The sequence below is a fragment of the Sphingobacterium sp. FBM7-1 genome (assembly GCF_020687765.1).
In the GTDB taxonomy this organism is placed as follows: Bacteria; Bacteroidota; Bacteroidia; order Sphingobacteriales; family Sphingobacteriaceae; genus Sphingobacterium.
This window is the reverse complement of the sequence record NZ_JAJEWJ010000009.1, coordinates 76,470-99,444: the sequence shown is the minus strand read 5'-3', so window position 1 is coordinate 99,444 and position 22,975 is coordinate 76,470. Positions and strand designations below refer to the sequence as shown.

Annotated in this window: 17 protein-coding genes; 7 read left to right on the top strand and 10 right to left on the bottom strand. The window is 40.2% G+C overall.

Annotated features, from left to right (window positions below):
• Positions 1-6 precede the first annotated feature (6 nt).
• Positions 7-438: a MarR family winged helix-turn-helix transcriptional regulator gene (locus LKO28_RS13955; RefSeq protein ID WP_227695608.1), complete on the top strand. Its 432-nt coding sequence runs from the start codon at positions 7-9 to the stop codon at positions 436-438.
• A 67-nt stretch (positions 439-505) separates the two neighbouring features.
• Positions 506-1,333, top strand: a complete 828-nt coding sequence (locus LKO28_RS13950) for an RteC domain-containing protein (protein ID WP_227695607.1) — start codon at positions 506-508, stop codon at positions 1,331-1,333.
• Positions 1,334-1,494: 161 nt separating this feature from the next.
• Here LKO28_RS13950 and LKO28_RS13945 read toward each other — a convergent pair whose 3' ends face one another.
• The 3 genes from LKO28_RS13945 to LKO28_RS13935 all read right to left on the bottom strand — a co-directional run bounded on the left by LKO28_RS13945 (position 1,495) and on the right by LKO28_RS13935 (position 5,512).
• Entirely contained in the window at positions 1,495-3,579 is a 2,085-nt protein-coding gene (locus LKO28_RS13945; protein ID WP_227695606.1) for a type IA DNA topoisomerase, read from the bottom strand.
• Positions 3,580-3,673: 94 nt separating this feature from the next.
• Positions 3,674-5,116 (bottom strand): DUF4099 domain-containing protein, encoded by a 1,443-nt coding sequence (locus LKO28_RS13940; RefSeq protein WP_227695605.1) that lies wholly within the window; start codon positions 5,114-5,116, stop codon positions 3,674-3,676.
• Between the two features lie 87 nt (positions 5,117-5,203).
• Positions 5,204-5,512 (bottom strand): helix-turn-helix domain-containing protein, encoded by a 309-nt coding sequence (locus tag LKO28_RS13935; RefSeq protein ID WP_013632691.1) that lies wholly within the window; start codon positions 5,510-5,512, stop codon positions 5,204-5,206.
• A gap of 333 nt (positions 5,513-5,845) precedes the next feature.
• On the opposite strand from LKO28_RS13935, the gene LKO28_RS13930 reads away from it, so the two are divergent.
• The gene (locus LKO28_RS13930) at positions 5,846-6,214 is read left to right on the top strand and encodes a VOC family protein (protein WP_227695603.1); all 369 of its coding nucleotides are present in this window, start codon (positions 5,846-5,848) and stop codon (positions 6,212-6,214) included.
• A 62-nt stretch (positions 6,215-6,276) separates the two neighbouring features.
• On the opposite strand, the gene LKO28_RS13925 is transcribed toward LKO28_RS13930, so the two are convergent.
• The gene (locus LKO28_RS13925; protein WP_227695601.1) at positions 6,277-7,125 is read right to left on the bottom strand and encodes an RteC domain-containing protein; all 849 of its coding nucleotides are present in this window, start codon (positions 7,123-7,125) and stop codon (positions 6,277-6,279) included.
• A 227-nt stretch (positions 7,126-7,352) separates the two neighbouring features.
• Between LKO28_RS13925 and avs4 the strand changes: the two genes are divergently transcribed.
• Positions 7,353-12,047, top strand: coding sequence for an AVAST type 4 anti-phage nuclease Avs4 (avs4, locus tag LKO28_RS13920; RefSeq protein WP_227695600.1), 4,695 nt, complete (start codon positions 7,353-7,355; stop codon positions 12,045-12,047).
• Between the two features lie 496 nt (positions 12,048-12,543).
• On the opposite strand, the gene estT is transcribed toward avs4, so the two are convergent.
• From estT to LKO28_RS13905, 3 genes are all read right to left on the bottom strand, one after another.
• The gene (gene estT, locus LKO28_RS13915) at positions 12,544-13,392 is read right to left on the bottom strand and encodes a macrolide hydrolase EstT (RefSeq protein ID WP_227695599.1); all 849 of its coding nucleotides are present in this window, start codon (positions 13,390-13,392) and stop codon (positions 12,544-12,546) included.
• Between the two features lie 100 nt (positions 13,393-13,492).
• On the bottom strand, positions 13,493-14,296 hold the full coding sequence (locus LKO28_RS13910) for a helix-turn-helix domain-containing protein (RefSeq protein ID WP_227695598.1): 804 nt from the start codon (positions 14,294-14,296) through the stop codon (positions 13,493-13,495).
• A gap of 459 nt (positions 14,297-14,755) precedes the next feature.
• Entirely contained in the window at positions 14,756-15,403 is a 648-nt protein-coding gene (locus LKO28_RS13905) for a DUF421 domain-containing protein (protein WP_227695597.1), read from the bottom strand.
• 113 nt (positions 15,404-15,516) lie between these two features.
• On the opposite strand from LKO28_RS13905, the gene LKO28_RS13900 reads away from it, so the two are divergent.
• A complete protein-coding gene (locus LKO28_RS13900; RefSeq protein WP_227695596.1) occupies positions 15,517-17,154 on the top strand; it encodes an ABC-F family ATP-binding cassette domain-containing protein in 1,638 nt (545 codons plus the stop codon).
• A 17-nt stretch (positions 17,155-17,171) separates the two neighbouring features.
• Here LKO28_RS13900 and LKO28_RS13895 read toward each other — a convergent pair whose 3' ends face one another.
• Positions 17,172-18,731, bottom strand: a complete 1,560-nt coding sequence (locus LKO28_RS13895; protein WP_227695595.1) for a protein adenylyltransferase SelO — start codon at positions 18,729-18,731, stop codon at positions 17,172-17,174.
• Between the two features lie 198 nt (positions 18,732-18,929).
• On the opposite strand from LKO28_RS13895, the gene LKO28_RS13890 reads away from it, so the two are divergent.
• Entirely contained in the window at positions 18,930-19,076 is a 147-nt protein-coding gene (locus LKO28_RS13890) for a hypothetical protein (protein ID WP_227695594.1), read from the top strand.
• Between the two features lie 751 nt (positions 19,077-19,827).
• Here the strand turns inward: LKO28_RS13890 and LKO28_RS13885 are convergent.
• Positions 19,828-20,442 carry a WG repeat-containing protein gene (locus tag LKO28_RS13885; protein WP_227695592.1) on the bottom strand — a complete coding sequence of 205 codons (615 nt, stop codon included), beginning with the start codon at positions 20,440-20,442 and terminating at the stop codon, positions 19,828-19,830.
• Positions 20,443-20,858: 416 nt separating this feature from the next.
• Complete coding sequence (locus tag LKO28_RS13880) at positions 20,859-22,139, bottom strand: MutS-related protein (protein ID WP_227695590.1); 1,281 nt, start codon at positions 22,137-22,139, stop codon at positions 20,859-20,861.
• Between the two features lie 221 nt (positions 22,140-22,360).
• Between LKO28_RS13880 and LKO28_RS13875 the strand changes: the two genes are divergently transcribed.
• Positions 22,361-22,747 (top strand): hypothetical protein, encoded by a 387-nt coding sequence (locus tag LKO28_RS13875; protein WP_227695589.1) that lies wholly within the window; start codon positions 22,361-22,363, stop codon positions 22,745-22,747.
• Positions 22,748-22,975 lie beyond the last annotated feature (228 nt).

Below are 22,975 nucleotides of genomic sequence, written 5' to 3'. Positions count from 1 at the left end.
TGAGGTATGAACAAAAGCGAACAAAAATTCTATGATATATTTACGGAGTTGCAGTGTTTTATATTGGCGAATATGAGCAAGGGGGAGGTTAACGGGGTCACCGCTACTCACTACAATATCATTGAATACATTTATCGACACGATAAATGTACCGGAAAACAGGTAGCAAAAGCCTTTAACATCAGCCCACCTGCCATTTCACGACAACTTAAATTCTTGATTGAAAATAATCTCATTGCACAGGAGCAATCTTCATTAGACCGTAGAATTTTCAATTTAAGTGCAACGGATAATGGAAAATTCATTGTTGATAATTCCGAAAATTTTAGAGAACGTGTTGCAAAAAAAGTCTCTAAATCCCTAACAAAAAATGAACTGGAAAGCCTAACATCTCTTTTGAGCAAAGTAATGACCGAGATAGTCGAAAATCAAACTTAATAAAAATGCAGTGTTGTTTACACTTTTAAAGTAATACCGCAGCGTAGATAATTAAAAACGAGGATGGATGGAAAAGTTTTACATTAATACCTTAAACAAACTGGAAACCTCAATCAACGAATTGGAGATTGAAGCGCATTATTCTATACAACGGATAGAAGCCATTATACATTTGATTTTGGAATGTCTATCGGAAGTAAAACAACATATCTTAGAAACAGGGTTTAAAAACAACGAAGAAGAAATCCTCTTTTTCAAATTTCAAAAACCTATTATCGTAGCCAAACTCATTTATTACAATGCCATTTACAAAATTGAGACGAGGAAGCCTTATGGAGCAAAGCCAATAAGGAAATACCTAAATAGAGAGTTAAAAAAACTCAAACGATACTTTGACAATAACCTCGATTTTTATAAATATTATCGTACCAATAACACTTCTCTTGACGACAAACTTTTTGTAAGGGGCAACCATGATATAAAGCTCTGTTTGGACACAGGGTACTTTCAATCCGACCTAACATTCTCTACCTCCCATGATTACAAGGTTGCCAAGATAATAGGTAATGATTTGGTACAGGTGTATATCGAAGACCAGTTGTACAACAAAGACCAAGAGGGTAAGCCTAAAGCCTCTAAAAAACTCAATTGGACGGGTAGTAAGGTGGCAATCATAGAATTGATTTATTCCCTGCACTATCAAGGTGTCTTTGACAATGGAAACGCCGATATAAGGCTAATAGCGAAGTATTTTGAAGATGCTTTTAACGTCAATTTGGGCAATTTTTACCAAACTTATTTGGAATTGAGAAACCGGAAAATGAACCCGACAAAATTCCTCGATACGCTTCGGGAAACACTTATCAAGAAAATGGATGAGCAGGAGGGAATATAAGATTTGGGCGTGCCACCGTCTGCATTTTGCCACCATGCCCAGGCTATCGAAAAAATGCAGACGGGTCGGGCTATCCGCTATATCTTTTGTGGATCTGAAAGGACCACAAAAGGATGTCGCTTCTATCCCTCACGCTGTATGCCGTTCAGAAATATTGGCTTTTATTTCCTTTTGGGTTTCCGCTTTTCAAATTCAAAAGAGACTTTGCCTGTATCGTCCATGACGATATAGGCATCGAATTTATTGCCAGACTTGCTTTTCATACCTTTGATAAGTTTGGTCTTTCCATTGGTCACAAGGCTTTCTATATCAGTAAGGCTTAACGGCACTCCACACACGGTGCGGAATTGAAGCCAACCGCATCCCTCATTTGGGCATTTTACAACCTTATTCCATATCAATAATCGATGTCTCTTGCATTTGGGACAGGTCAGTTCGGGTTGTTTTTCTTTGGCAATGCTCATGTCCAAAAGTTCACGTGTAATGGAAGTGGCGTAGGCTTCCATATCACGGTGAAAAGCATCTGCATCTGCATCGTTGTTCTCGATTTTCTGCAATGCCATTTCCCATTCGGCGGTCATGGCAACATCGGCAATCTTTTTGTCCTTTACAGCCCCGTAAACCTGCAATCCCTTATGGGTAGGGATAAGAGATTTCTTTTCACGCCTAATGTAATCCCTTTTAAAGAGCGTTTCTATAATGGATGCTCTTGTGGCAGGTGTACCGATACCGATGTCTTTTAGGGCTTTCCGTTCGTCCTCGTTGTCCACTTCTTTTCCGGCGTTTTCCATGGCTGACAATAGACCTGCCTCGGTGTAAAGCACAGGCGGTTTGATCTTCTTTTCCAGTATGGAAGCCTCTTTAATTTTCAGTTCATCGCCGACCTTTAATTCCGGCAGTTCCTGCACCGGCTCACTGTCCTCATCTGTAAATTTTTCTTTGATGCCACGCCATCCGGCTTCGAGGATTTTGCACCCTTTCAATGTGAAATCATAGTGTAAAGGCTGCAATCCAATGTCGGTTATTTCTTTGGTACAAGCAAGTGAAAGGGCTTCCAGTAATCGGTGGGCAATCATGTCATATATCACGTTTTCGTGTGCGGACAGTTCGGACGGAATTTTTTCGGTAATCAGCAGACCGTGGTGGTCTGTCACTTTCACATCGTTCACGATGCGTTTGTTGAAACGCCCCCATTTCACTTTCCCGACCGCCTTTTTGCACGAAGCCCGTGCTTCCAAGTTCCTTACCAGTGCAGGTATTTCCGACCACATATCTTCGGGGAAGTATTTGCTCCCTGTACGTGGATAGGTGATAAATTTCTTTTCGTACAGGCTTTGGGCGATGTTCAATGTTTCCTCGGCGGTATAGGATGCTCTTTTATTGGCTTCTTTCTGCAATCCCGTTAGGTCGAACAGCAAAGGCGGTTGCTCCGTAACTGTTTTGGTTTCCACTGCCGTAACGGTAGCCGTTCCGTTGCGCTGAATGGATTTCAGCGTATCATCAGCGAGTTTCCTCTCATCCCATTTGGTCTTGGAAAGGCTCTTAAAATTGATAAATTCCTTGCGATGTCTCAATTGGATTTGAAAGTATTCCTTAACGGCAAAATCCCTGTTTTCCAAATACCGCTTGCAGACCAGGGCAAGCGTTGGCGTTTGTACCCGTCCGAGTGAATACACGCCACGACCTGCCGAAATGCTCAATGCCTGTGAAGCGTTGATACCCACAAGCCAATCGGCTCTACTTCGTCCTTGTCCGGCTCTGTACAGACCGTCAAAATCATTTCCGTTCTTTAAATTGTCAAAACCTTGTTTAATCGCTTTTTCGGTGAGCGAGCTTATCCATAGACGTTCAAAGGGTTTACGGCATTTTAGGTACTCGTAAATGTACCTAAAGATGAGTTCGCCCTCACGTCCGGCATCGGTGGCCACGATAATACTATCGCATCTACCGATGACCTGTTCGATGGTTTTCAACTGTTTCAATGCTCCGCTATCGGGAACATAACTTTTGTCCTTTTTTATCTTTCGTACCGTCAATAAAAAAGGGTCGGGCAATATGGGCAGGGCTTCACGTTGGAAGCTCGACACCCCGTAATCTTCGGGCATAGCCAGTCCGACCAAATGCCCCAATGCCCACGTAACTTCATAGCCGTTCCCTGCGAGGTAGCCATCCCTTTTTTCGGTCGCTCCCAAAAGGGTAGCTATTTCTCTCGCCACACTTGGCTTTTCTGCAATGATTGCTTTCATAATGCTAATGGATTAAGTGTTGGACATTTCTCTTTGAGAAACCCCTCCGTTTTTTGTGAGAGGGGATTTCCAAAGAAAAATGTTTTTTATAGTGTTATCTTCTCACCCCTTTGGATTTAGCCGGAGCGTTAGGCTCATTCTGCCGTTGCTGTTGGGGTTTGTTTTTCGGCGTTTGTTGTTCCGGTTTCAAAGGCTCTCGGATGTTCTTGGTTGCCTCGTTGGTCTTTCCCTCGGAGTTGACGGCGACCTGTGTTTTGTGAGCCTCGGCAGGTTGTGCCTTGTTTTTAAGTGCATTGGGATTTCTAAAGCTGAAATCATATTTTCCTGTTTCTTTGTTCAGCGTAACATACCCTTTGTACGGCTGTCCTTTTCCGTCTATGAAATCCGACACATAAATAGTTTTGCCCTCCGTGAGTTGTTTGTACTGTTCATCGGAGAACGTTTTGCCACGGTAATGTTTAGGGTCATTTTCCTGTACCTGTTTGGTGGCTTTATCACCAAAAAGGAACTCTGTATATTTTTTGTCGGCGTTGAACTGAACATAGGCATTTTTGTTCGCACTGTTCTTAAAATCCAATCCCTCCAAATAGATGGCTTTCCCGTCTTTCAAATCCTGTTTTTGGTCTTCGGTCAGTTTTACGCCCTTAATCTCATCGGGTACTTTTATCCTGTCCTGCCTAAACGCAATGACCTCGTTTGTTAGATGGTCGATACTGATAATGGACGGTATCTTTTCACCCGTTTTGCGGTTGGTCAATTCCACCACACGCCCCATGTTTCCGGTTTTTAGCAGGTTTTCCCTGTCCTCTTTGGTAAATTCGTGACCAAAGAACGGGGATTTCAGGTTAGGCTCATGGCGGACACCGTACATGACAAGTACAGGTTTCCCGTTTTCGCCGTCTTGGAAACCAAGCCTTGCTTCCGTGCGCATGATGACCGCACCGAAATTGACACTTGTGGGATAGACCTTATTGGTTTTATAGCCTTTCAATAGCAAATCCATCTGTCCGTCTTTTTCAAGCCTCTCTTTGCTTATCCCAAATTGCGCTAAATAATTCCAGTCCACTTCTTCCGCTTTATAGCGGTAATCGTTTTTTCCCTGTGTTTCCTTCGTTTCGGGTGTTGCCTGTGGGGCTTCCACATCCTTTTTGTTTTCCTGTATTTGTTCCTTTGGCTCTTTGACCTCATGCTTTGCCAAGACGGCTTCGCCCTCTTTGGTCGGGGTATCGACCTGTTTCTGTATCTGTTTGGCGGTTTCGACCGCTTCCTTTTCAGGCACTTTAAAGAATGAAAAGTGGGTCGGGTCTTTTAGCTGTCGCCAAAAGTTAGAGAAGAAATTTGTAAACACGTCTCCGGCTCTGTCCACTCGCATAAATTGGCTTTGGTTTTTCTTGGTTGCATCAACGGTTTTCAGATTGCCGTTTTCGTCAACACCCGTGACGGCTTGGATTTTCTTTTTTTCCTTGTTCATCACCAACAGCACATCCGAAAGTTGTTCGGGATATTGCTGTGGATTTTCATTTGTCTGTTCGCTCATGATATTGATTTTTTAAAGTTTACATTGTCCGAATGTAGGTGAAGCAGATACGGCAAAGCCGTACCCGTCCTTTCGTGGTAGGGTTTGTCATCGGTTTTCTTTTGTACGCCGTATGGGGGCTTTGAAACTTTCCCTAATGAACTGGTGTACGTCCGATAGTTTGTAGTACAGCTTTCCGCTAATGGTGTAATACGGTAATTTGCCCGTGGAGCGGTATCGTTGCAGGGAGCGGTGGCTGATTTTCAGCATGAGGAGCAGGTCTTGGTTGTCCAGTAATTCCTCGCCATCTATGCTGTGCCGTTCTTTCTTGATGTTTAGGACGTACTCTTTTAAAATATCGAAACGCTCCATGATGCGTTCCATCCATGCGATAAATTCCATTCTGTCGATGTTCATAACAAATACTTTTAATGATTTCTAACACCACAAAATTGGAGCGATTGGCGGAGGCTGTCTTCCGATACGTGTCTATCAAAAAGGCACTTTTTTCATTTTTTTACAATTCATATAAAGTGCTGTTTTTGGGGTCTTTCCGCACTTTTGGTTAACTGGTCGGCATCCAAATCAATGGATTTGCCGATAGACACATATAGGCAAACATGTGTAAAGTATTGGTTTATTAAACTTTCTTGCCTTATGATAAGTAGCCTTAAGGCATTGGGTAGTTATATTTGTAGTATAAAACGTGAACGGCTACGGCCATCATTTATGTAAAAAAACAGAGGCTATATGAATCAGAAATTTGAAGCAGGAATTAACATCGCTATTAAGATACCTAAAGGTAAATACGAAAAAACAGTTTCTTTCTACAGGGATATACTGAAATTTGAAGTTTCGGAAAAGCCCATCGACAATCCAACCGTCTCCAGAACACACGAAGTAAAATTCGGAAATAATGTGATTTGGCTGGACTGCGTCGATAACTATACCCATTCGGAAACTTGGTTACAACTCACCGTTCCAAATGTGGCTGAGGCGACAGATTATTTATTGTCCAACGGTGTCGAAACATGTGATGAATTGGAAGAGTTGCCGGAAAATATGCACTGGATTCAAGACCCTGCTGGTACAGTTTTCAACATGCAACAACGTAAATAGGAATAAAATCTTTATTTCGTTTATTAAAACCAAAGTTTGTTGTCAAATTTGGAAGATAAAGACTACAGGTTGTCTTCCCTGTCCATATATTCCTCTAAACTGTATTTGAGTTGGTCTAAAAACAATGTCCGTGAGCCTGCACGGGTTTTCATTCGGTGGAAGCTGTTATGGATGTCGTTCAGCGATATACGGAACAGGATTTGAAACACCATGCTTATTTTGCGGATGCCTATTTTCCCGTGCGAAATGGCATCGTAGGCATAGAGTGCATAAATCAATTCGATAAGGGCATTTTTTGTCTGTGTCCAAAAGAAGTCCTTTGTTTCCTCGTGTTGCAATAGTACATCGGGATTTTGTTCGGGGCTTAGCTTTGTCGTTAGGTAATTATAGACTAATTCGTTGGCGATGATTTTCGCCACCTTATAATCAAAGTAGGTCGAAAATTGAGGGTCGATTTCAAATACATAACTGTTCAGCCTATCATAGCAATTGATTTTGCCAAGTGTAAAGTATTGTTCATCCCTGTCGGTTCTGCCGGAACGGTAGTAGCGGGAGAAGTCGGAATTGCAGACATGCTCTGTATATTCTTTTTTGAGTTCTCTCAGGTGCATGGCGAAATAGCTCTCATACATATTTCCGTTGCTCGCAGGGCATGCAGTTTCTATTCTGAACACTTTGTTGTAATAGATGAGTTTGCCAAGAACGGTCGGCTTTATCTGCTTAAAGAAAAGGATTTCGTCTTCTAATGTTTTGAAGCCCTCGTTTATTATATCTTCTTTGATGTCTCCAAGAAGTGATTTCAGATAGATTGTCATCCTGTATGCCTCGTCCATAAAACTCGAAGTCTCCGCCGACAATTTACGTTCCTGTTTCTGTATGTCGGAGACGATTTTGTGTAATAGGTGTCTCATAATACTAAAGGTTTAAAATGAAGCCAATATGCCTTTGCAAATTTTACGATTAGTATCGAACCTTTTTCATGAGACAGGACGAAGTCAGGGAAGATTTATTGTCAAGAACACAAAAGATACCTACTACAACTCACTGTGTTACTTTGTAAATATTTATCACGCTTAAAATTCTTAAATTGTCACAAAGTATTTAACATACCTATTATGGATTGAAAATAGCGTAAGATATGAATTGGAAAGTTTTTAATTTAAAATATGATAACAGGGAAACATGGGCATTTGAGCAATTGTCCTACTTACTTTTCTGCGTTGAATTTGGCAATAGAATTGGGTTGTTTCGCTATAAAAACCAAACAGGAATTGAAACAGAGCCAATTGAAAAAGAGGGAGCATTTTATGGTTTTCAAGCTAAATATTATACAACTTCAATCTCCGAGAACAAAGAAGATATTATTGATTCAATAAAAAAAGCGAAATCAAAGAATAGCCAACTAAACGAACTACTACTTTACGTTAACCAAGAGCTGTCAGAAAGCTCAAAGAAAGATAAGAAAAAACCTCAATATCAGGAAGAAATCGAAAAATCCGCTAAATCGGTTGGTGTTAATATCCAATGGAGAGTTCAGAGTCACTTTGAGTTACAATTAGCTTTGCCTGAAAATAAATACTTGCACGACATCTTTTTCAGTCTTGAACCAAGTGGTGTAGACTTACTTGATGAAGTTAGCAAACACAACCTGAATATTTTAAAAGCAATACAGACCGAAATACCTTTTGGTGACAAGCAGATTAAAATTGACCGAAATTTGCTAATAGCAAGTATTACAGATGCTTGTCAAAATAAGAAGAACATAATCATTTCGGGAGAGGGAGGCTGTGGCAAGACTGCAATATTAAAGGAGTTTTATGCTTTGAATAGCAACAAAATTCCAATTTGCATTTTTAAAGCAAACGAATTGAATGTTGCACATATTAACGATATATTTCGATTTGACAATCAGTTCAAATTGAATGAGTTTCTTGAAGTTTACAAAGATGAACCCATCAAAATATTTGTAATCGATTCAGCAGAAAAGCTGGCAGAGATAACGAATAATGATATTCTTAGAAATTTAATTGAACAATTAAAAGAGAATGACTGGAGCGTCATATTTACAACACGCTATGCATATCTCAATGATTTGACTTTCCATATCAGAGAGAACTATCAGCTGTCCTTCGAAGTAAATGATATTTCTCTGATTAGTATCGATGAACTAACAGCTTTATCCGAAAAATTTGAATTTTCATTGCCTGATAATCAGAAGTTTTCAGAAAGGCTTACAAATCTGTTCTATCTAAATGAATATATTCAGCAATATACCAATATTGATAAACAAGGTAGTTTTAACGGCTTTATTGATTTGCTGTGGAAAAAACGAATACAGAATAATATTGTTCAAAAAGATAATTTGCATCTCGAAAGAGAGCGGTGTATTATTAATATTGCCAAGCAAAGATGTGATACGGGAAGATTCTATATAAATGCTGAAAATTTACCACAGTCAGCATTATTTCAATTGAAGCAAGATGAGATATTGGGATATGACGAAGTCCATAGTGGATACTTTATTACACATGATATATACGAGGAATGGGCGTTAGCCAAAATAGTATCCCGGTGTTTTTCTAATTACTCAAATACAAAGCAATTTTTTGATGAATTAGGTGATTCGCTTCCTATACGGAGAGCTTTTAGGTTATGGGTATCAGAACACTTGTCTAACGGTAGTGGTGATATAGAGTCTTTTATTCAAGGAGCATTTAAAAGCGATGAAATTTCTCAGTTTTGGAAAGATGAGATTTTAATATCGGTTTTACTGTCTGATTATTCAGGAACGTTTTTCAACCTCTTTGAGAATGAAATCATCGAAAATGATTTTGCAATATTGAAACGAATTCTATTCCTGTTGCGAATTGCTTGCACGGATATTTCTTCGTTTGAGAGTATCGATATAATTGACCCCAAAGGAAAAGGATGGGAAGAAGTAATTTCTCTGGTCTATAAATACAAATCTGTTTTTTTTGACAGCAATCTAAACTTAGTTTTACCTGTTCTAAGTGACTGGTGCAAATCTATTAAAACAGGTAAAACTACAAGATACTCTGGTTTATTAGCTTTGAGTATAATACAAAAAACCGAAACAGAAGATAGCTTCTACATGCACAAGGATACAGAAGAAAAAATTCTGAAAGTGGTTTTCAATTCCGCCAATGAAATACAAACCGAATTAAAAAACATCTTCCACAAGGTAATAGAAAACAAGTGGACTAATCACAGAAAGCCTTACCATGGTTTATGTACAAAAATATTAGAGAAACCTTATATAGCGATAGATTTAATAAAATCACTCCCATTGGAAGTCATTCAATTATGTGATTTATTTTGGCAGAAACCTGCAAGAAAAAGTAATGATTGGAGTTATGATAGGGATAGTATGGAGAGTAAATATGGGTTGGTTGATGAATTTAAATTTAATTATTTTCCTGCAAGTGCAAATCAAACACCTATAAAATGGCTTTTGCAAGTCGCTTTTTATCCAACACTCGATTTTATTATAAATTTTACGAATAGAGCTGTTCAGACATATAGTCAGAGTGATTATGGCAAGGAGGACGTTGAAGAAATCACATTATATATAGATGAAATAGAAGTAACACAATATTTGAGTTGGTCTCTTTGGGGGATGTATCGTGGCAATGGTAGTCCAGTCGTTCCATATCTACTGCAATCAATTCATATGGCATTAGAAAAAACTCTTTTAGAGTACGCTCCTGCAACCAAACCTGAAATATTTGAACATGTTCTTTTAAAAATCCTAAGAGAGTCGAAATCAGCTTCTCTTACTTCAATTGTTTGTAGTGTCATACTTGCAAATCGCGATAAGCTTTATAATGTAGCATTGGTATTATTTAAAACGATTGAATTGTTCCATATCGACACAGTTAGGAGTACGAGTGAGTTCCACGCTCAATCTACATATGGGATAGGATATGGAATGGACAAGTTAAAAGATGCCTTGTATACAGACGAAAGACTAAAAACATGTAAGGATGAGCATAGAGCTTCTAATTTAGAATCTGTGTTTTTAAATTACCAATTTTTCGGTGTCAATGGATTTACTGAAGAACAAAACACTGAATTTATTGAGAAATTATATGATATAATTGACCGCCATAAATCAAATGATTTGTCTAAGATGTCATCTGAAGTCCTGTTGTTAAGAATGGATAGAAGAAATCTAACTCCTAAAATATCTGAAGCAGAAGACAACAAATTTCTTGTAGAGTTTAGCCCTAAAGTATTTCCCGATGAACTCAAAAATGTAAGTGAACAAGCTCGCTCGGGATTTGATGATTTTTTCAAATATTCCGCATTAAAAACATGGTCGGATTTTTTAATAGGTAGGGATTCCCAAGGCAAGATTGCAAAACACGAAGAATACAGTAGTAATCCATTGATTGCTTTATCTGAAACGAAACAGTTGGTCGAAGAAATTAAGTCTGGGCATACTGCAAGAGTACGTGACCATAGCATTCCTCCATTCACTTGTTCAAAGTTGCTTATCGAGTATAAAGACAAGTTACAAAAAGAAGACATAGATTTTTGCAAAGAAATAATTACTTCAACTCTGTCACGCCTTTTTAGCGAGGAATACGACTATCAAATAAGTGATGGTGTTGAAGCATCTTTTCATGCTGTTCCGATATTAATAAATGAATATCCTGAAGATATTGAAAATTTTGTTTCAATAATGGTCTTGGCTCTTTTCGATGAAACACCTCTTGGTGCTTACAAAAGAATATGTGATTACGTAATTGAGTCAATTCACAAGTCAAAACTGTGGGAGCAAAATCAAAAAGTTGCTCAATCTATATTATTTGGCTATATAAAACTCAAACCGATTTATAAAAAGATTATAGACGAAAAAAGGAAAGAGCAAAGATATTGGAGACGGATTCCAAAAAGTTCAATATTAGAAGAACTCGATAAGGCGATTCCTGATTTCAATTTTGAGGAAAACTCATTTGATATAAAAGACATTGAATTACTTGATGTTCATGGTTTAGGAATCGTTTACCAATTAATTCCTTCTGACACAAAGGATTATATTCATTTAGATATTGTCATACAAACGTTAACCATATTGGCTTCACGGCTGTTGATAGACAGGAGAGTGTATGAAGAAAAATTTGGAGACGACCATGATATTTTTAAAGTGCGTTTAGATATTTTCAAAAGATATGCGAATTTTATTCTTCAAAGAGAAGTAAGTGAGATTGATAAATACCTTACTCCATTTTTGGACTTTGTATCTCCGACAGAAGAAACTTCCTTATTTATTGGAGAAATCATCACTGCCGAGGATAGTCTAATGAACCGTGAGCAATTTTGGCATATTTGGAATAAACTATTTCCAAAGATTAAGGAACTGTGTGATTATCCAAGAAGTCCATATTTAAAACAAGTCATAATAAACTATTTATTAGCATGGCAGTTTTGGAAAGATAGAATTGAAGAATGGCATAGCTTAAGCAGAGAGAATTTATCTCTTTATATCAACGCTTCCAAGGAGATGGGTCATATCCCTGCGGTATTATATTCTGTTACAAGAGTATTGAACACCGTTGGGTCTAACTTTAAAAATGAGGGGATTGATTGGGTATATACTATTGTGTCAAATAATAGGCTACTCCAGCTTGGTGATTTTGAATCAAATACGTTGTACTATTTAGAAACGTATTTAAGGAAATTCATTTTTAACAATAGACAAGAAATCAAAAAAGAAATAAGATTGAAAAACAAGGTCATTCCAATTCTTGATTTCATGATAGAACGGGGTTCAGTACATGGATATTTGTTGCGTGAAAGTATTTTATAGCAACTTCATATTTAGAATTTCAATCTTTTGGCTTTCGGTTTTTCAGGACTGAAATCGTTTTGATATGGACTGTCTTTTAATTGATTCAACCGTCTTAAATCTTCCAAAAAAGAGTTCGAGTTCTGTACCAGCGGGTTCACAAAAAAAGCTCAATCGAAAGATTGGGCTTTTTTTGTGTGCTGGGACGAGAACAGCAGGGTTGGGATGGGTTCGAACAGTTTCTTGGGATCATGTACAAAAGTTGTGGAAATTTAGGGAACATCGAACCCACTTTTACTTGTTTTTCTCTAACACCATTGTTTTTTCTACTGTTTATAGGGTTTTATTGAAAAGTCGGTATACTATCCGTTGTATAGAGCAATCGGTTTCAATCTCCATTTCGGTGATTGAAGCATTCAAGTTGCGTAGTGTTTCATGACAAAATTTATCCATGCAGTGTTTCTCCTGAATTCATCAAAACTATAACGCATACCTTACTAAATGCGTGGCAAATTGATTATTTTATAAATTCGCTAACACTATTTGTTATGGTATCCCAATCCTTGTAATTCAATTCGTGTCCTGTTCCCTCTAATTTTAAAAGCCTTGAATTTCTAATTTCTGCAAACAGTTTTTTAGTATGGTCGAAATGCCAGATTTTATCATCTGTACCATGAATAATCAACGCAGGGACATTGATTTCACTCATTCTATTGTAGTAAGCTTCTCCTCCCTGTATTAGAGCATGGTTAAACATACTACGATAGTTCACCGCCCGACGAAACTCTTCCTTAATGCGCTTTTCTTCCCTCGGATAGTCTACCGGTTTACGACCAGCCATCAGGCGTGAGTTTTGCAACATATAGTCGACTATTTCTTTCTCATCATTCCAGTTTATATTTTCAGCTTTAGCCTGAAAGTCGATGACTTCCTTGGCCATTTCGGGAATGTCGGGGTCGGGTATTCCCCACACACCCGTAGACATCAAGATAATTGAATTAACGCTATCGGGATTTTTAATCGCGATAATCTGCGCAATTAAACCTCCTAACGAAATCCCCATTATATTAGCTTTCTGTATTTTATAAGCGTCCAAAACATCAATCGCATCATTAGCAAGGTCAACAATGTCATACTTGATAAACCCCGGATCATAAGTGGTAGATTTGCCTACATCCCTGTTGTCATAACGGATTACAAAATATCCTTTATTGGCTAATTGACTGCAAAAATCCGCATCCCAATACAACATAGAAACTGTCGCTCCTGCAATTAATAAAATGGCGGGATTATCAGGGTTCCCAAAATGTTCAGTGCAGATAGATACATTACCGTTATTAACTATCTTTTCTTTTTGTGGTTTCATACAACTGTTCATTAAAATAAAAATAGGTATTAAAAGTCCAAATCTTTTCACACCCAAAATTACGCCCTGTTGGTCAACTAAAATTGTATGTTTTCGACATTTATCCTTTCACAAATAGAGATTGATCTTCAGAAAAATATGCAGATGGGTTTTTACCGGTGAACTCTCTATACGCTCTAATCATATGTGCTTGGTCAAAATATCCCGAATGCAAGGCAAGCTCCGTTAACGATAATAATTGATGACAGTATGCGGTTGTAATGCTTTTTTCAAAACGAACAATTCTGGAAAAATATTTTGGAGAAAATCCTGTCAACATCTTGAAATTACGCTCAAACTGTCTTTGAGACAGAAACTGTGCCTCAAGCAACTCCTGCATCCTTGCATTTCCATCATTCAAAATCAAATATCGGATGGCGGTAATGGTGTCTTTCACGTTCGGAGACAACGTATCTATTCTATTCTCAATAAAGCGGGTAATAATATCTACTCGCTGTTGAACATTCCTACAATTTAATATTTGCTCTTCTAAGAATGCTCCTTCTTTACCTAAGAGTTCTGTTATTTCAATATTGTGGTTTGTTATTTCATAAGCAGGAATATTGAAAAGCAAAGGAATAGCATAAGATTGAAGATAAACCCCAAAAATCCCAACCTTTTGATTGGAAGACAATTGATAAAAAGCATTTGTTTGTGATTGAATTCCACTTACAAACAACTTATTACGCTCACCATTTTCCATAATCATCATTCCGGGAATATATTGAAATGCCAATTTAGGATAAATGGATGCCACAGACGAATGGTGATACAGTGATGTTTCTGCAAAATCTCCCTCAAAATTCCAAAAAAACTGAACGAGATGGTTAATGCTCGATTTAGGGTAAATTCTTTCGTACTCCATTGCTATTGTCTTTATAAAGTCAATAATATACAAAAATAGAATTTGACAAGCAATTTTAATCTGTTTTCATTATCTGCTTTATATTTTCGTTGCCGTTTTCATCGGTAAAAGATAATATCTGTGGTATTCCTTTATAGGCTTTGGTTTCAGCAGAATTTTTTTCGTTATCAATCACGATAAATAATCTTTAAGTAGGTTTAATAACCATAAATCTTCCAACAAAAAGTTCGAGTTTCGTACCAATAAGTTCACAAAAAAATGCCTCAACGAAAGTTGGGGCTTTTTTGTGCCCTTTAGGGTCGAACCCAGGGGTTCGATCCGTTGGAGGCTCAGGGAAGTGCAGGGGAATGGCGGGACTGAGCCAATCCCAGCGGGATCACAAACAAAGCTCAATCGAAAGATTGGGCTTTGTTTGTACCCGCCGGCTTCGAACAGAAGGGTTGGCTTGGGTTCGATTCTTTAACCAATACGTCTGACGTTGCACAGCGGAGAGTCGTCATCGTGCAAACTACCCTGCTCGACTACCGTAAACTGTCCATTGACTTCCATGACCACAGCTTCCACAAGTTCGATGGAAGTTACCCCCTTACTACGCAGAACAGCTCGTACCTCGTCTTCCGTAACGCGCTCTTTCCGTAATGCCGTTTGCAAGAAACTTCCCTTATAAAATACGAGCGTAGGTTCAGAACTGATCAACCGGGAAAATTTAGTTGACCTTGTCGAAAGATAGGCGAGAAGATATTGTAGCGAGATTAGAACGCTAAGGCCGACTATCCCGTCCGCTAAAGTCACGTCTTTACTTAGAAAGATGGTGGCGAGTGTTGAACCTAAAGCGACCGTTACAATGAAATCAAATTCCCTCATTTGAGACAATGTTCGCTTTCCGGATATTCGGACTATGATTATTAAGGCAATGTACGCCAATAATCCAAGTAGAAAGGTTTCTAAAATACTCTGCCAATTATTAAAAAATACATTTTCCATATTGCTTCTCCGGATCGTTACTTGAAATACATAAAACACTAAATCCCCAACATAAAATAAGTCATCAATATCCGCTGATCGGAGACTGACCACAAAAGGACTCAACAAAATAACGGCTAGCATAACGCTTTGTTTTAGAAAATGTAGGATGACCCGTATCGACGGTAAATAACATAGAAAAACTCCGTTATATTGCCGTATCTTTGCAGCTGTTTTTTTTTAAATAGACACTTATCGTGATAGACGTAAATAATATCTCTGTATCCTTTGGCGGAACCACCCTTTTCAGTGATGTGTCGTTTTCCATCAACGAAAATGATAAAATAGCTTTGATGGGAAAGAATGGCGCAGGAAAATCTACTTTACTAAAGATCATTGCCGGCGTAGGGAAGCCCACTACTGGCCATGTCAGCGGACCGAAGGAAGCGGTGATCGCTTATCTTCCGCAACACCTGTTGACGGAGGATAATATGACGGTTTTTGAAGAGACCTCTAAAGCCTTTGATGAAGTCTACCGGATGCGTGACGAACTTGAAGCGCTCAACGAACAATTGAACATCCGTACCGATTATGACTCGGACGAGTACATGAAGTTGATCGAGCAGGTTTCGGAGTTAAGCGAAAAGTTCTATTCCATCGAAGAGACCAACTATGATGCAGAAGTTGAAAAAGTATTAAAAGGCTTGGGTTTTGAACGGCGGGATTTTAGCCGGCAGACCGCTGAATTTTCAGGCGGATGGCGCATGCGGATCGAACTTGCTAAAATTCTGTTGAAGAAACCCGATTTAATACTGCTCGATGAGCCTACCAACCACATGGATATAGAAAGTATTGAGTGGCTAGAGGACTTTTTGGTCAATTCGGCCAAAGCGGTTATCGTGATTTCCCATGACCGGGCATTCGTCGATAATATCACCAACCGCACGATCGAGGTAACGATGGGGCGCATCTACGACTATAAAGCAAAATATTCGCACTACCTGCAGTTGCGTCAAGAACGGCGCCAGCACCAACTGAAGGCGTACGAAGAACAACAACGTTTTATTGCAGATACGCAAGAATTTATAGACCGCTTTAAAGGTACTTATTCCAAAACATTGCAGGTACAATCTCGCGTTAAGATGTTGGAAAAACTGGATATCATTGAAGTGGATGAAGTAGACACTTCGGCGCTGCGTTTAAAATTTCCGCCAGCTCCCCGTTCGGGACAATATCCTGTCATCGTGGAAGAACTTACCAAAGTCTATGGCGACCACGTCGTGTTCGAAAAAGCCTCGATGGTAATCGAACGTGGCGAGAAAGTAGCTTTCGTGGGTAGAAATGGTGAAGGTAAATCAACCATGATTAAGGCGATTATGGGGGAAATTGATTACGAAGGCTCCCTCAAAGTGGGGCATAATGCCCAAATCGGGTATTTCGCACAAAATCAGGCCTCCTTACTGGACGAAGAGCTTACCGTGTTCGAAACCATTGACCAAATTGCGGTAGGGGAAGTAAGGGTCAAAATCAAAGATCTCCTGGGGGCATTCATGTTCAGCGGCGACGATACGACCAAAAAGGTGAAAGTGCTCTCCGGAGGAGAAAAAACACGTCTGGCTATGATCAAACTATTGTTAGAGCCGGTAAATGTGCTGATCCTCGATGAGCCTACCAATCACCTGGACATGAAAACCAAAGATATCATTAAAGATGCGCTGCAAGAATTCGACGGTACGCTCATCTTGGTGTCCCACGATAGAGACTTCCTCGATGGATTGGCAACGAAAGTTTTCGAGTTTGGCAACAAGCGCGTAAGAGAGCACTTCGAAGATATCAAGGGCTTCTTGGAATATAAGAAAATGAATAACCTTAATGATATAGAAAGGGTAGGGTAGCAAAGTACCCTCTGCCGCTATGAGCTACAGGACAACATCGAGCAGCCTGCCTGTTGCGTGGCCCAACCTGGCCGTATTGTAAAGAACTCATCGTGGCTTCTTGAATACGGATCTTTAAGCGCCTGCTGTAATTTTAAAAAGAGGGTGTTTTCGCCTCGTTGTAATTCTTCTATGGCCATATGAAGCAGATAATTCCTTAATATGAACCTTGGATTGGCTTTTTTCATCCGCAGTACGCTATCCTCCCTCGTGCAGGTGTTCGCTCTTAAACGCGCTTGGTAGCTCTTGATGAGCGTGTAGAGTTGCGCGACTTCCGTTGGATCAGGTTCGCCATAGAAACTACTTCTAAAGAAATTAACCACATCTTCCGCGGTGGCTAACGATGTGGGTAGATCAATCAAAAGCTGATAAAATATTGTCATATCTGGCTGAATCGTTGCCAGAACTTGCTCAAATTCGGCCAAAAGCCTTACATCGTCCTCGTTGTATATGCCGTCCATACCCAGCTTATCGGCCATCATGGCGTAGTACTTAGCCCAATAAAAGTCTTCGTATTTTCTTAGTTCGCTTTCAAGCTGATCCTTATCAGAAATCAGTGGGATCAAGGCATTCGCCAGGCGGCTCAGATTCCAGTAAGCGATATTCGCTTGCTTACCGAAGGCATATCGTTTGCCCGGCAAGTCGGTGGTGTTCGGCGTGAAATCCGGGTCGTAGTTGTCCAGAAAGGAGTAGGGCCCATAGTCAATCGTTAGGCCAAGTACAGACATATTGTCGGTGTTCATGACCCCATGAACAAAACCTACCCGCTGCCACTCCACGATCATGGTTGCTGTACGTTCCACCACTTCTCCAAACCAGTGCAGTACTTTGTCCTCCCCGTTTAGATGCGGATAGAAGCGCTCGATCGTCCAGTTCACGAGCTGCGTGAGGTTATCGATCTCGTTCCTAGCCGCAAGCATTTCAAAGTTGCCGAAACGTAAAAAGCTTGGTGCTGTACGCATGACGATGGCGCCGGGCTCATCCGCGGCACGGCCATCGTAAAACATGTCACGCGTCACCATTTCACCCGTGGTCACCAGCGCTAATGCCCGAGTAGTAGGAACGCCTAGGTGATGCATCGCCTCACTCATCAGGTATTCGCGTACCGATGAGCGTAAAACTGCCCTGCCGTCGGCTCTCCGCGAATATGCTGTGGGGCCAGCGCCCTTCAGCTGCAGTTCCCACGTATTGCCGTTTGGGTTTTCCCATTCGCCCAATGTGATCGCTCGACCGTCACCAAGTTGCCCGGCCCAGTTGCCAAATTGATGGCCCGCGTAACAGGCTGCATAAGGATACATCGTCGGGGTGACAAGATTGCCGCCCAGAACCTGTATGTCGTCGGAATTAGGTTCCGCGATGCCCAAGCTATCGGCTAGTTCGGCAGACCAAGCGATAAGTTCGGGTTTCCGTACAGCTGTAGGTACTGCTTTGCTATATAACATTCCCGGCGTTTGTCGAGGGTGCAGGTCACCACTGCTATCCCCAGGGAAAGTGTCTACAAAGTTTCTTTTGAATTGCTTAGCGCTTAAATTTTCCATATCGTACTGCGTTCACTTATCACCGCCAAAGGTATGCCATTTATTGTCACGGCGCCAACATAAAAGGGGAATATCCTCTCGAAGCTTTCATGTATTCCGACGAAAAATCGAGATTTAATAAACTGAAGCTTACTTGAAAATCACAAAATGGAATTTTTTTAGCGGTTTTTTTATCGACTACAACCGTTTTTGTCGAACGTGCGTATGCTCGTATCGACGGACGGGAGTACAATGGCGGCGGATGGCAACACCATAACGGCAGACGGAAGTGTCATGACGGCGGACGGCGATGAAAGCTCGTCGGACCACGGGAGACTATCCCCGTCCGTCCACGAGACGTCGTAGGGCGCCGACACGACGTCGAGGGACGGGGACAACGTGTCGGCGTACACCGAAACAATGTCGACACACGGAAGTATGACGTCGTAGGAGGACGGGAACGCATAGCCGGGCGGGGAGGATCTGCCGAAGGGCGGGGACAAGACCTGGCGGTACGGGGATACACTCCCCCTGCATGGGGGCAAAATACCGTCGGGGGACGAAAGCCTGTCGAAGGGCGACGAGAGGTTTCCGGAGAACGGTGACGTCTCCCCGACGGACGGGGAAGATGCACCGTAGCCCGACGACATGAGTTTGCCCCGCGCCGTCAACGCGTCGTAGGGTGCCGTCAACGCGTCGCCGTACGGGAAAATGGTAAAGTAGCGCCCAATTGATACCATTTTGTACATGGACATCGTCCCGTCGTATAGGTACATAGCGCTTAAGTACCGTGACAAAATCATTAAGTCAATATAGTTGTGGGCTTGGTACCGTGTCAAAACCGAGTTGTTCCTTGACATCGCGACGATGTCCTTTGAATGGTCGATGACCGCACGGTACTTGTCATCGCAATCATGTGCATGAACGACGTTGTTCATGTAGTTGACGGCTTTGTCACTGCACATAATCAACCATGCACTTGACATGTCAACTTAGTCGCGGTACAAAACAAAGATGTACTGTGCAGGTAGGCGCATGTCTATGTACATAGACATGATGAAATATGCCGACGCTGTTCTTTCGTCAAGTACAGCGTATTTGGGGATTGTGTTATGGCTTAATATGGCTGGTCCGGCTGCCAACCGATTTCATCAATAATTTGATCCAGCGTATAATCACCGAGCTTGATGATATTTCCCTTCTCATCCATATAGCCGTGCTTTTTGCACTCCATAGAGTAATGATGACAGTCGCAATTTTCATGACCCGGCCAAGGAATTTTATTACAGTTTTCAGCAATAATGGCGTAGCCGTTATGAAAAGATGAGGCCAGCTCGAACTGGGGTTTGATGATTATTTCACCCTTTTCATTGGCGAACCCAATTTTTTCATTGTTATCGATAATTCTAATCTTATTTTCAATTAGATAATCGGGGCTAGGCTCTCCAAAACTCGTGTTGTAAACCCGAAAAAGAACGTTTTCATGGGCATCTATTGCGAACCACCCTGGTGATCCTTTAATGCCTACAATTGCAAAATGCCCATAATCAAAGTCATAAAAAGCAGTATAATACTTTTGCGGATCCAGTATTTTCAATGTTTGATTGTTTTCATCGACGAAGGTGTATGTAATGAGGGCATCCTGACCATCACTTTCCACGATTTTGAATTTAGTCTGTGCTTGTAGATTTACATTAACAAAGAGAAACAGTAAAAGGAAAAGATGCTTCATTTTAGTAGTTGTTAATAGATGTTTCTTAGCACATATCCATCCGAATGGAAAAAATAAATTTTGCATTATGCGTTAAATTTAAAAATAAAAAAACGAATAACACCTTAAAATGTTCCCGAGGCGAGTTTGTAAGTGCGGAAAAATAGGGCAGGGGTTTGATGAATCGGATAATTTGAACTCAGTACAGAATCAATACCACATTTTGGGCAGATTGCTGTCACACCACCGGTAGGCTCAACAATCCACTCTACCTAGCGGCTCTATATCTAAGTTCACGTCGTCGTGCTTTTCAAGCAGTTCTAACAAATCTGCGTAGCTTATCGAAATACTCGTTAACCAGTTTTAGGTTTCTTTCTTTTGTTTTGTCCATGATCTAAATATAACTAAAAATACAAATATCTAAGCGAGTTTCAATCTTAGCCGCCAGACGGTTGGAAGATGTCATAAAGTCCCTCATTTTTAAACAATATCTTACCAATCTGGACACTGGACCATCCGTCTTTCAATTGGTAACTAAATTTCGGAATCCCATCTTCCACTTTGCAGTCTAAGAAATAAGAATTAACGGCTGTTGATGCCATATCTTTTAACTCATCCATATGTGTCGATATAAAGAACACCGATTTATGGAACTGCGCAAGACCCTTTGTGGTGGCCCGCGTAATCTGTAATGCATCGTTCATATTGGTGCCTTTAAATATTTCATCAAAAATGGCGAAGGTAGGTGTGCCTTCCGACGCTTTAAGTGCAACCTCTTTGAGGTTTTTAACCTCACGTAAAAAATGGCTGTAACCCTGTCGTAAGTTGTCCGTATGATTAATATATATACAGATGTTCTGGAAAAATGGAAATTTAGCTTCTTCCGCAGGAATAGCAATGCCTAGATGGCCTAAATAAACGGATATGGCGATAGCTTTTAAAAAAGTAGATTTACCAGCCATGTTTGGCCCCGTGATCAACACGACTTGCTTGTCTAGCGATACGCAGTTACGTATGGGCTTATGTAATAGCGGATGGTAAACGCCCGTGATTGTAAATGCCGGATCTCCAATGCTGGGGAAGATAAAACCTCTCTTATGAATGGATATACTTAGGGATAATAACGATTCAAATTTAAATAAACGTTTAAAAAATTCGTTTGTTTCCGTCTTCTGCAATTCATTAATTTTCTTTTGGAGAGCGACTATATGTGCAATTTTAAACTTGTTTGCGCGTATAAGTGTGCTGAAAAAGTCCAGTTCGAAGTTCAGAAAATATTTTTTTAAGCTATTGATCTCGTATTTGTAGGAATCAGGGAAGGTGTCGGTGTCAATAAAATTGGAGATGAGCGTGTATTGCTGTTGTAAGAATATAATAAGTTGGATATAGGTACCCATAGCCGCATTACGCTTTTCTTTGTTCAACAATAGCAGTAATTTGAATCGAAAGTTTAATTTTCTGTTGTCGGGTTTCGTTAAAAGTGTATGTACATCGGCGAAGTCCCGGCTATTATAAAAATACCGCTCTAATAACTTTTTGTTGGCAAGAAATCCTTTAAGTATTTGTTGTCGATTATTTATCGCATCGATATTTTGAAGCGGGGTTAGAAGAATGTCGAGCAATCTATCTCTAGAATAGGTATGAAGGGTATTATCAAATATTTCTAGGATATCCGTTTTGATATTTAAATCATTGACATTCGTAATATTATTATCCATGTTACGCTGGTTATGCAGACATATGAGTCATTCCTTTTTTATCAAGGGTAGTCAGCTCCGAAACGTCGCCTCTAAAAAAATATGCCTGTGGATGGTAAAGCTAAACTACCATAAATATATGATAATTTGCGTAACAAAGCACTACCACCGGATTCCTACGGTTGAAAAGTAGATATATTAACATTAATTTAAAAATCTAATCAAATTACTAACTTTGCTTTATGCAGACCTGCCCGACATACCACAAAGCACAGTTGCGCGAATTGGCTTCGTTGGTGTCGCATGCAGCATTCAAAAAGCTATCAACCAGTAGTAATCAGTCCTCCTATATCCGGAGGATGAAGAAATATGCCGGGTGGGAAAACCTTGTGCAAGACAAGCCCGCTCGGCTCGGCGATTTGATAGCCTACTCCTATAATCTTCTGGAACAACATTATCGGCACGAGTATATTTATAAGAACAAACTGTTAAATGATTACGTATTAAAATACCATGCTCTGGAGGATACCGTCTTGCTTAATGAATTCCGCATAGGTCAATCGATTGCCGATGCCGTATGTACAGTTGCTTGTAGGTTTTTTCGGTCAGTAATGGTATTTAAATCGTAGCACCATAAAAATAATATTTACTTTCCAATCTTGCAAAATGATTTTTTCATATTTCCCCTTTCTCGAAGAAAAGGCGGTCCGTTTATTGCTGTTCGGCTGTATCCGAACTTCAGCCGAACAACACCCGAAGAAATGCCGGGGATCTTCCAAAAAGTTTTTCAAACTAAACAAAAAAATCTACCTCCTGACATACTGTTGTCATTAACCAATTTACTTTTGTTTGCAACA

Bases quoted from the DNA above. Each gene is read 5' to 3' on its own strand.
- LKO28_RS13955 (WP_227695608.1), top strand. From the start codon at position 7: ATGAACAAAAGCGAACAAAAATTCTATGATATATTTACGGAGTTGCAG.
- LKO28_RS13950 (WP_227695607.1), top strand. From the start codon at position 506: ATGGAAAAGTTTTACATTAATACCTTAAACAAACTGGAAACCTCAATC.
- LKO28_RS13945 (WP_227695606.1), bottom strand. From the start codon at position 3,579: ATGAAAGCAATCATTGCAGAAAAGCCAAGTGTGGCGAGAGAAATAGCT.
- LKO28_RS13940 (WP_227695605.1), bottom strand. From the start codon at position 5,116: ATGAGCGAACAGACAAATGAAAATCCACAGCAATATCCCGAACAACTT.
- LKO28_RS13935 (WP_013632691.1), bottom strand. From the start codon at position 5,512: ATGAACATCGACAGAATGGAATTTATCGCATGGATGGAACGCATCATG.
- LKO28_RS13930 (WP_227695603.1), top strand. From the start codon at position 5,846: ATGAATCAGAAATTTGAAGCAGGAATTAACATCGCTATTAAGATACCT.
- LKO28_RS13925 (WP_227695601.1), bottom strand. From the start codon at position 7,125: ATGAGACACCTATTACACAAAATCGTCTCCGACATACAGAAACAGGAA.
- avs4 (WP_227695600.1), top strand. From the start codon at position 7,353: ATGAATTGGAAAGTTTTTAATTTAAAATATGATAACAGGGAAACATGG.
- estT (WP_227695599.1), bottom strand. From the start codon at position 13,392: ATGAAACCACAAAAAGAAAAGATAGTTAATAACGGTAATGTATCTATC.
- LKO28_RS13910 (WP_227695598.1), bottom strand. From the start codon at position 14,296: ATGGAGTACGAAAGAATTTACCCTAAATCGAGCATTAACCATCTCGTT.
- LKO28_RS13905 (WP_227695597.1), bottom strand. From the start codon at position 15,403: ATGCTAGCCGTTATTTTGTTGAGTCCTTTTGTGGTCAGTCTCCGATCA.
- LKO28_RS13895 (WP_227695595.1), bottom strand. From the start codon at position 18,731: ATGGAAAATTTAAGCGCTAAGCAATTCAAAAGAAACTTTGTAGACACT.
- LKO28_RS13885 (WP_227695592.1), bottom strand. From the start codon at position 20,442: ATGAAGCATCTTTTCCTTTTACTGTTTCTCTTTGTTAATGTAAATCTA.
- LKO28_RS13880 (WP_227695590.1), bottom strand. From the start codon at position 22,139: ATGGATAATAATATTACGAATGTCAATGATTTAAATATCAAAACGGAT.
- LKO28_RS13875 (WP_227695589.1), top strand. From the start codon at position 22,361: ATGCAGACCTGCCCGACATACCACAAAGCACAGTTGCGCGAATTGGCT.